This is a genomic window from Secundilactobacillus collinoides DSM 20515 = JCM 1123 (genome assembly GCF_001435975.1).
Taxonomy (GTDB): Bacteria; Bacillota; Bacilli; order Lactobacillales; family Lactobacillaceae; genus Secundilactobacillus; species Secundilactobacillus collinoides.
Genome location: NZ_AYYR01000117.1, coordinates 19,453 through 29,258, shown reverse-complemented (window position 1 = coordinate 29,258; position 9,806 = coordinate 19,453). Strand labels below are relative to the sequence as shown.

Annotated in this window: 7 protein-coding genes and 1 pseudogene; 4 read left to right on the top strand and 4 right to left on the bottom strand. The window is 46.1% G+C overall.

Annotation, left to right across the window (positions count from 1 at the left end; all coding sequences use genetic code 11):
- Positions 1-384, top strand: a pseudogene (locus FC82_RS17245) (alpha-xylosidase); the annotation flags it as partial.
- Positions 385-571: 187 nt separating this feature from the next.
- Here the strand turns inward: FC82_RS17245 and FC82_RS14775 are convergent.
- On the bottom strand, positions 572-1,987 hold the full coding sequence (locus FC82_RS14775; RefSeq protein ID WP_054760215.1) for an MFS transporter: 1,416 nt from the start codon (positions 1,985-1,987) through the stop codon (positions 572-574).
- Positions 1,988-2,090: 103 nt separating this feature from the next.
- On the bottom strand, positions 2,091-3,566 hold the full coding sequence (locus FC82_RS14770; protein WP_056997386.1) for a UbiD family decarboxylase: 1,476 nt from the start codon (positions 3,564-3,566) through the stop codon (positions 2,091-2,093).
- A gap of 116 nt (positions 3,567-3,682) precedes the next feature.
- Between FC82_RS14770 and FC82_RS14765 the strand changes: the two genes are divergently transcribed.
- Entirely contained in the window at positions 3,683-4,582 is a 900-nt protein-coding gene (locus tag FC82_RS14765) for a LysR family transcriptional regulator (protein ID WP_056997385.1), read from the top strand.
- A gap of 269 nt (positions 4,583-4,851) precedes the next feature.
- On the opposite strand, the gene FC82_RS14760 is transcribed toward FC82_RS14765, so the two are convergent.
- Entirely contained in the window at positions 4,852-5,781 is a 930-nt protein-coding gene (locus FC82_RS14760; RefSeq protein ID WP_054760214.1) for an NADP-dependent oxidoreductase, read from the bottom strand.
- A gap of 94 nt (positions 5,782-5,875) precedes the next feature.
- Positions 5,876-7,006 (bottom strand): NADH-dependent flavin oxidoreductase, encoded by a 1,131-nt coding sequence (locus tag FC82_RS14755; protein ID WP_235809253.1) that lies wholly within the window; start codon positions 7,004-7,006, stop codon positions 5,876-5,878.
- Positions 7,007-7,382: 376 nt separating this feature from the next.
- Here FC82_RS14755 and FC82_RS14750 point away from each other — a divergent pair, with 376 nt between their 5' ends.
- Both FC82_RS14750 and FC82_RS14745 read left to right on the top strand, forming a co-directional pair.
- A complete protein-coding gene (locus tag FC82_RS14750; RefSeq protein ID WP_056997383.1) occupies positions 7,383-8,069 on the top strand; it encodes a type 1 glutamine amidotransferase domain-containing protein in 687 nt (228 codons plus the stop codon).
- A gap of 259 nt (positions 8,070-8,328) precedes the next feature.
- Positions 8,329-9,804: a UbiD family decarboxylase gene (locus FC82_RS14745; RefSeq protein WP_054760212.1), complete on the top strand. Its 1,476-nt coding sequence runs from the start codon at positions 8,329-8,331 to the stop codon at positions 9,802-9,804.
- Positions 9,805-9,806 lie beyond the last annotated feature (2 nt).

Sequence of the window (9,806 nt, the reverse complement as noted above, 5' to 3'; positions counted from 1 at the left end):
AAGTGGACCAACATCCTCAACGAAAAGACTTACGATGTTAAGAACGGTGAATGGTTTGACGAAACTTATGATAACCTCACACTGCCACTTTTAGCTCGTGAAAACAGCATCATTTTACGCAATCCAAACGCGGAACACGCTGAGTATGATTACACTGATTCCCCCGACATCCACCTGTACGAATTCGCAGACGGTGCCAAGGAAACGACCCGGGTCGTTGATGAAAAAGGCAAGCCTGCTGGTCACGTCACTGCAGAACGCAGCGGCAGCACCATCACGTTGTCTGCTGACGGCTTGAAAGGCAGTTCTAAAGTCTACGTTCACGCAGATGGAAACGTTAAAGAATTCACCCTTGACGGCGGTTCTGCAACCCTGTCACTGTAGGCTGATTGTCTAGCTTTCAACACTAACGCGTTATTCGCCAATTAAAAGACCATCCAATCACACGCAAGATTCCTCTTACGTGATGCTTGGATGGCCTTTTTGTATGGACGAATCATGCAATAAATTATTACAGAAAAGCCCGTCACTTTTTTGTCAAAGTAACGGGCTGTGTGCTATTCCATTCTTTTTACTCTACTTCACCGCTCATCATCGCCATCCGTTTTTGCAACTGGTGGTTCACCAGCACAGAAACCAATGCAATGGCAGCTAAAACGATTAAAACAACGTAGTCAACAGTTGCACCCTGTTGGGTCTGAGTGAACGTTGACCCCTTCGACAATTCGATCGCGCTGACAACGGAGGCTAGAATAACGGTCCCCATAGCGCCCGCGTATTGTTGCATCATGTTAAACAGGGAGTTGATATCGCCCCGTTTTTCTGGTGCAACCTGTTGACTGGCTGCACCCATGACGTTCCCAAAACTGAATGCGACACCAATTCTCAAGATGACGAATAACAACAGTAAGATCATCGACGTCATTGCTGCTGAGAAGGCAAAATACAACACGGCAGCCAGCAATAGGCAGCTGTTTCCGATCATCAGTGGCAAAAAGGCACCCTTCCGATCCATTAACGACCCGGTACTTGGCGAAATAATTGCCCCAATCAAAGCACCTGGCAAAACAAGTAACCCGGCGACCATGGAGCTTTGTTTCAGGTTCACTTCGGCAACCAGTGGCAATAACCATGAGATACCGATGTTAACAAACGCCAACACAAAGTAATTGATCAGGTACAGCAGCACTGTTTTTTGTTTCAACAAGCTAAAGTCCAGTACGTGCTTGCTGCTGTTGCGATTGTACAACGCGTACAACGCCAACAGTACGATTGAAACGACCAATGATACCCAGAAGTTTGCGGAGTTCCAACCGGCAAGGCCAGCCTCGTTAAACGTCCAGATAAAGCCGACTAAGACGAAACTCAGCAGTACCATGCCGACGCCGTCTAATTTCCGTGCTTCGGCGTTTTGAACAGGCACATCAATGCTGTACATTCCAAGCAGTAAAATAATGACACTCAATGGCAACACGATCCAGAAGATCCACCGCCAGTTCATCATCGTGTTCAAGATTCCGCCATAGGTCGGGCCAAGTGCTGGTGACAGCGAAGTCAACATACTGGCTACCCCATTATAGGTACCCACCTTTGAGTTTGGAATTTTTACGTTAATAATTTGAAACATCAGCGGCGTTGCGAGCCCAGTAGCGAGCGCTTGAATCATCCGTCCGATCAGTAAAATTGCAAAGCTGTTCGCAATTGCACAGACGATCGACCCGACAATGAAGGCTGATGCTGACACAATGAATATCGACCGAAAACTAAATTTACGCATGATAAAGGCCATGGCAGCCATCATGATCGTTACCAGCAATAAGTATGCCGTGGTGATCCACTGCACCGTCCCGACACTCACGTTGAACAAGTTGCTCAACGTCGTCATGGTCACGTTAAGGGACGTTTCAACTAAGATCCCCATAAACGAGATCATCCCCGCTGAAACGATTGCTAATTTTGTTTTCAGGCTAATACTTTCCGTTTCCAAAATTTCATCTCCACTCTATAGTTCTTCAGCGTGGCGAATTGACTACGCTGAATCGCGTTTTCGAGGACAGCTGGCTATTTCATTAGCTGCCTCTTGGAACGCCCTACTTCAAATACTTTTCCCAATCATCAACCTTCATGAACTGTGCCCGTTCAAAGGTATCCTTCATATCAAACGGAACTGTCCCATCAATCACCAGTTTTGAAGACATCCCGCGTGTCCGGATCGACTTTGGATCGTATTCCGGCCGCTCTGAAGGGTCTAACGGGTGGTTTCGCATGCCAGACAGGACCATCAGATCTTGGTCCGCTTGGAAACGGGTGTTCATGGTCCAAATCACATCGTTCATGTCGAAAATATCGACGTCTTCATCAACTAAAATGACGGTTTTAAGCTCCTTGAAGGCTGAGAAAGCTAGGAGTGCTGCTTGTCGTTGAATCCCTTCATCCGCTTCATTGTCCTTATGGATCTGCATGATGGTCATCAACTTCCCACCACCAGCCGGCGGATTATACACGTTTTTAACTTTACCTGGAATGGCCCGGTTCACCAGCTGCAGGATACTTGCTTCAGTAGGAATCCCTGCCATGCTGACGTGCTCTTCGCTCGGCCCAATAACGCTCTGCATGATTGGATCCACTTTCCGGTGTGTTACAGCTGTTACCTTGATAACTTGCAGCGCAGGATTTGCGTCACCATCATATCCGGGAAATTCTGGCATGGCCTTCCCGGTATGGGTGTTAATGTCCTCTTGAATGCGTTCGTTGGGCATAATATAGCCTTCCAACGTATATTCCGAACGAGCGATGGCGTTTTCATCAACGGTCAGCCCCTTCACAAGGTCGACCGGCTGTTGACGAATCGCACCGGCAACACCCAGTTCGTTGTAACCGAATGGTGTGGTCGGCGGCTCGAAAGTCGCACCAATGGTGATTGCGGGATCCAAACCAATGTTGATCGTAATGGGCATTGGCTTGTTTGCCTTCTCATATTCTTCAGCGAACGCACCAATGTGCCGGCCGCCGGGCATAATATAAATGCCGATCTTATCCTTGTCTTCAAGCACCATCCGGTGAATCGTCACGTCACTCTTGGACTTGTCCATGTTAGAGCCTAAAACGACCCCGATAGTAATATATGGGCCGGCATCCACGGGTGTATTTGTGGGTGCAGCCACCAGTTTGCGAATATCAAAATCGCTGTCGGTTGCCCGGTGAACAATCTCGTGAGCAGGCGCCTCGTCTTCACCGACCATCACTGGCCAGACGGGATTGCTGACGGCCTTGTTCAGATACTGTCCCAGCGTCTTGTAGTCGGTGTGAAACATCTTTCCGACCCGCTTGCGGCTTGCCATAAGACCTGTCAACACGCGCACACCAGGAAAGCCGGTCACGTTGTTAAACATCATTGCGGGGCCTTCCTGAGTTGGGCGCTGCACGGTCCCACCAGCGCCAATGTACCGGTAAACCCCGGAGAGTTGTGCGACTGGATCGACTTCAACATCAGTTTCGTGATACTGAGATGGATCTGATTTAAGTTCATCGAGAACGCTTCGCAGATCATACTTTTGTTCTGTCATAGTTTTGACCTCCATTTAGATTACGTTCACTATCTTAAGCACCCTTATAGTTGTGAACAAATCAGATTTAGACTATCATTATTCCCAAACGGAATAACGATGAAAGGGTGTTCATTTTGACGATCGATGATTTAAAAAACTTTGTAAAACTATACGAACTTCGCAACGTTTCGGATGCCGCAGTGGAGCTGTCGATGACACAGTCGGCCTTGTCAAAACGGATTCAGTCCATGGAAAATGAGCTGAATGCCAAACTCATTTCAACCAAAAACAAGCGACATCTATACATTACGGAGAGCGGTGAAGTTTTATACCGATACGCCCAAACGATTTTGGCTCAATATGACCTGATGACTAACGAACTGGCAGCCTATCGCGAACTCAAAAAAGGCGTCCTGCACATCGGCAGCATTCCCGTTATGTCACAGTTTAGCCTAATCAGCGGAATCAACGATTTTATGTCCGACTACCCGCAGATCAACATTGTCATGGAGGAAGTCGAGGGTGTTCAACTGTTAGACCAATTGCAAGCCGGACAGTTTGACCTGGGCATTATTCGTGACGTCCAATCAAATCTGTTGAACGCGTCACAGTACACCTTCATCAACTTAAATCGAGATGAGTTAAAAATCGTCTTGCCGGCAGGGCATCCCCTCGCCCATGAAACAAGTCTATCCATCGATCAGTTGAAAGATTATGACATCGCAATCCTGCAATCCGGCTCTGGCATTTACGAGGTGGTCAACGACCTCTTTAATCAGGCCGGTTATACCCCGCATATCCGCTTTACATCGACCCACATCGAAACGCTGGTTGGCGTTATCAAGGACACCCAGCGCGCAACATTTTTATTTAATAACACGATGAAGGACCTCGCACCAGGCGAATATGTCGCATTGCCATTCAAAACGCCAATCTTCAGCACCCTGCAAATTGTCTACCCTCAAGGCAGCTTATCTCAAGCGGGACGCCAGTTTGTAACGTACTTGACTGACCATGTTAAGCGTGAACTATAAAGTCAACACAAAGAGGCACCCGAGAGCAATCACTGCCCGGGTGCCTTTTTATAGATAGTTGCAGATGTAGGAAAAGGAACAATTAACGTGAGGGGGACGTCACATTTTCTAACTTGATAAAACATAACCATCCCTCTTTGGGGATAACTTCACTGTAATCAATTTTTTCAGAGCTTGCAATAGCTGAGCTAGTCAGGTTTGGACTCACCTTATTCCGATAAAGACTATTGGTGCTCACTTCTTCTCACTCACGCACAAAACAGGACAATTTAAGTCTTCATCGAAATGACAATTTTTCCAACCGAATGATGCGATTCGCTTAACTCGTGTGCCCGCATCACACCGGGAACAGTAAATGGCACTATTTCGTTTATTGGCACGCGCACCTGATCAGATTCAATCATCCTTTTTATCAAAGAAAGATCCGTACTATTCGGGTCAGTCCACCAATAAGACGCTGTTTTATCATCTGGCCAATTTTGGTCACTAGGATCGCTTTCAATTGAAACTAACCGACCTCCTGGTTTCAGAACCGCCATACCATCAGTAATTTGACCAACAGTATCAAAAACCGCATCGAAAGTATGCGGCAGGTCGGTAATGCGATGGGCACGGTAATCAACGATTTGATTAGCACCCAGTCGTGCCAAGAATTCAGCATTCTCAGTCCGCGCGGTTGTGACAACGGTTGCCCCTAATTGATGCGCAAATTGAATCGCAAAAATGCCAATACCACCAGCACCGGCCTGAATCAAAACTGCCTCGCCTTTGCGCACTTTTAATCGCTTATGGATCACTTGCCAAGCTGTGATTGCCGTCAAAGGAACAGCAGCGGCTTCCTCAAACGAAAGGTTGATTGGTTTAACTACGACTTTATTAGCCTTGACGATGGTCTGTTCAGCGTACGCACCGCGGTTTGACATATCAGGACGCGCGAAAACTGCATCCCCCACTTTAACGTTGGCAACATCACTGCCAATTTCTGACACAATGCCAGCAACATCCCACCCTAATACAATGGGTAACTCCCAGTTGAATTGGTGGCGTAAGTCGCCGCGCCGCAATTTCCAGTCAACGGGGTTCACACCAGCTGCGCGGACATCTATCACTACCTCATCCGCTTGTATGCCACGTAATTTCAAGTCCATTAACTCAAATTGATTACTGGCGCCATAGTGGTTAATCGCTATTGCTTTCATTGATGCTCACCTTCTTTGTTTGTAATCCCAGCACGTTCGATCAAATTAACAAACGCGTTAGCAAATAATAATCAAAAGTGGATTCAAACAATGGTTAAACATTCGGAATCGACTGATAACGGGCAACCAAGAAATCATACAGTGGCCTTGCAAAATGAACATATTCAATCGCCTTTACAAAATCTGCAGTGACCATTTCATCATCTGCCCCGTTGATTAATTTTTGAACCCAGTACGGATCGACAAGCAACTGCTGTCCAACCGCGACAATATCGGCATTTTCCAGAACGTTGTTGACGTCCTCTCTAGATCTGACCCCGCCAACACCAATCAAGGGTTTTGCACCATCTATTGCATCATTAACGTAATTTAAAATGGGCTTTCCTTGATAGTCTGGATCAATTGAAACCCGCTTGTAATCATCTAAAGAAAGATGTAAGTAATCTAAAGGCGACGCGATCAATTTTGAAATCAGGTAATGAGTATCGGTGAATGATATCCCTGGGTTCGTAAATTCCTCAGGGGAGAACCGATAGCCAACCGCAAAGGGGGTCTTAGCATTAGCCTGAACGACCTTAAAGATTTCATGAAGGGCTTCGTCGATAAACCGGTATCTTTTTTCTAACGAACCACCGTATTCATCAGTGCGTCGATTTGAATGTGGTGAAAAAAACTGCTGGAAAAGGTAAGTGTTCGCACCATGAAGTTCCACCCCGTCAAAACCCGCTGTGATAGCACGACGCGTTGCATCCCCAAATGCTTTCACCGTTTCATGGATTTCAGAAACAGTCATCATCCGTGGCGTTGGTGTCGGGACATTAGGATCCCGATGCTCTGCCGGAACAGCACTTGCTGAAACTGCCTGCTTGCCCCGCAAAGCATCCGGCTCGCTCATCCGACCACCGTGAAAAATTTGAACGATTGCCTTAGCACCGCCATCGTGAATGGCACTAGCAAGCTTGGTCAGTTCCGGTAATTGAGCATCATGGGCGATACTCAGTTCACCAGGCCAGCCCTTGCCACCATCCTGCACATTGGCCGATCCAGTGATTACAGCGCCGACACCAGTCGCACGTTCCCTGTAATACGCAATTTCATCTTCCGTAACCGTTCCGTTGAAAAAGCTTTGCACCGTTGTCATCGGTGACATCACGACTCGGTTCCTAAGGCGAACACCGGAATGAAATTCAAACGCCTCGTTAAAGTCTTTCTGGGAATTCATCATCAAGTACCTCCACATTTAATTTCACTTATTTATTATCCTTGTAATTGATAAGTACAGGCGAACTGTACACTGATGTTTTTGAATAGTCAATGTTTAGAATGGTTCTCAAATAGATGATGATATAAATATTAAATAGTTATATGTAATGCTCAGAATGCCTAATTAGCGTGATTGTTTTAGAAATAAAAATAATATATGTTAAGTTAGTTTCTATTAATATTTGGATATTATATATAATATTTCTATTATTCTATCTAGTCATGAAACAGATTAAAAATGGACTTGTTCAGTCGATAGGGATGTACTAGATTGTATCTACTTACAACGAGTCACAAAATAATTTTTAACGTGGCTATTAACAAGGAGGAATTTTAACATGACTAAAGTACTGATGGTTTTAACCAACACAACTAAGTTTGATCACCTCAATCGCGCCACTGGAGTTTGGTTAAGTGAAGCAACCCACTTTAATGAAGTGATGGCAGAAAATAACATCGTTGTTGATTACGTTAGCCCACAAGGGGGTTATGTTCCTCTGGATCCAGGAAGCATTGGCAGCGATGAAATGGATGATACTAATTGGCAGTTCTATAATGATGCCAATTTCAGAAGAAATGCACTAGCACGCTCGTTGAAGCCGAGTGATGTGATCCCCTCAGATTATGCAGCCATCTACTATGCAGGTGGCCACGGTGTGATGTGGGACTTTCCAACCAGTGATGCTGTTGCATCAATTGCCAAAAAAATCTACGATAACGGCGGCGTTATTTCAGCAGTATGCCACGGTGTCGTTGGCCTTCTGCCAATCACAAATTCAGATGGTTCCAAATTCATTGCTGGCAAAAAACTCACCGGTTTTACTAACGAAGAAGAAGCCATTAACAAATTAACTGATGATGTCCCATTTTTAGCGGAAGACAGTCTAAAGGCCGCAGGTGCAGTACACACTAAAGCGCCGGCGTATACCGAAAAAATCGTGGTTGATGGCCGGCTTGTCACGGGACAGAACCCGCAGTCTGCCCGTGGCGTTGGCGAAGCCGTTTTGACTATTATCGGTAAATAGTAAATTAGATGGTCGGTACCCCAAAAAGCGTTAGGACAAGTCCTAACGCTTTTTTATTGTAAAAAATAGTCTTGCTAAATCGTTCAATCAATAAACAACCTACTACGCCAAAATCCAAAGAACATACGTTACACATCAATTTGAAACGAATTGTTGGTTGCACAATTGGGCATGGTCGAATCATTTGAAACCTCAACACTCGTCCTTTATACTACATGTGAAATCGTTTACATATAGCTGATAAAGGAGGAATAACTTCATGACAAATGAGCCTTATGATTTACGAAAAGTGTTGAGAGAACTGCAGCAATCCACAGGTCAACTTCACGCGACTGACAAAGAAATCGACCCCAATGCCGACCTTGCTGGTGTCTATCGTTACATTGGTGCCGGTGGAACGGTGATGCGGCCAACTCAAGAAGGCCCCGCCATGCTGTTTAACAACGTGACTGGCTTTCCAGGCACCCGCGTGCTTATTGGCTTATTGGCAAGCCGTAAACGCGTCGGATTAATGTTTCATCACGATTACCACACCCTCGGACGATTTCTACGTGATTCAGTAGATAATCCCGTTAACCCAGTCACAGTATCTGAGGCAGATGCACCAGCGCATGAAGACATTCATAAAGTCACAGATCCGGATTTCGACATCCGTACGCTGGTCGCCGCCCCGACCAACACAGAATATGACGCCGGCCCCTATATCACAATGGGACTCGTTTCCGGATCCAGTCCTGACAAGACGATGCATGATGTGACGATTCATCGAATGGTCTTGGAAGACAAGGACACAATCGGCATCTACATCATGCCCGGTGGGCGGCACATTGGTCATTTTTTGGAACAGTATCAAAAACTAAATAAACCAATGCCTGTCACTATCAGTATCGGCTTGGATCCCGCCGTCACCCTAGGTGCCACGTTCGAACCGCCGACTACCCCGCTTGGCTACGATGAGCTTGGTGTTGCCGGTGCCATCCGCAACGAAGCAGTTCAGTTAGTACAAGGACTGACGGTCGATGAAACCGCACTAGCACGCTCGGAATTCACGATTGAAGGCGAAATTCTACCCAATGAAACGATGCAGGAGGATATCAACACCAATACGGGTAAGGCCATGCCCGAGTTCCCCGGCTATGATGGCGATGCCAATCCAGCCGTCAATATCATTAAAGTAAAGGCGGTCACACATCGGAAAGATCACCCAATCATGCAAACGGTGATTGGCCCTAGTGAAGAACACGTTAATTTAGCCGGTATTCCAACCGAGGCATCGATCTTGTCACTGGTTGACCGTGCAATTCCGGGTAAGGTGACTAACGTATTTAACCCGCCAGCTGGAGGCGGCAAGTTGATGAGTATCATGCAGATTCACCAAGGGGAAGAATCTGACATGGGCATCCAACGTCAAGCAGCACTACTTGCTTTCTCAGCGTTCAAAGAGTTGAAAACGGTTATTTTGGTTGATGAAGACGTTGATATATTCGACATGAACGATGTTATTTGGACACTCAATACGCGTTTTCAGGCCGACCAGGATTTGATTGTGTTACCAGGCATGCGCAATCATCCGCTAGATCCCTCTGAACTTCAAGCCTATGATCCAAAATCGATCAGAACCCGCGGTATGTCCTCCAAACTTATTTTAGACGGCACTGTTCCATTTGATATGCAGAAAAATTTCGAACGTGCACAATTTAAGGAAGTTAAAAACTGGCAGGATTACTTGAAGTAATG

Bases quoted from the DNA above. Each gene is read 5' to 3' on its own strand.
- FC82_RS14770 (WP_056997386.1), bottom strand. From the start codon at position 3,566: ATGACAGAACAAAAGTATGATCTGCGAAGCGTTCTCGATGAACTTAAA.
- FC82_RS14760 (WP_054760214.1), bottom strand. From the start codon at position 5,781: ATGAAAGCAATAGCGATTAACCACTATGGCGCCAGTAATCAATTTGAG.
- FC82_RS14755 (WP_235809253.1), bottom strand. From the start codon at position 7,006: ATGATGAATTCCCAGAAAGACTTTAACGAGGCGTTTGAATTTCATTCC.
- FC82_RS14750 (WP_056997383.1), top strand. From the start codon at position 7,383: ATGACTAAAGTACTGATGGTTTTAACCAACACAACTAAGTTTGATCAC.
- FC82_RS14745 (WP_054760212.1), top strand. From the start codon at position 8,329: ATGACAAATGAGCCTTATGATTTACGAAAAGTGTTGAGAGAACTGCAG.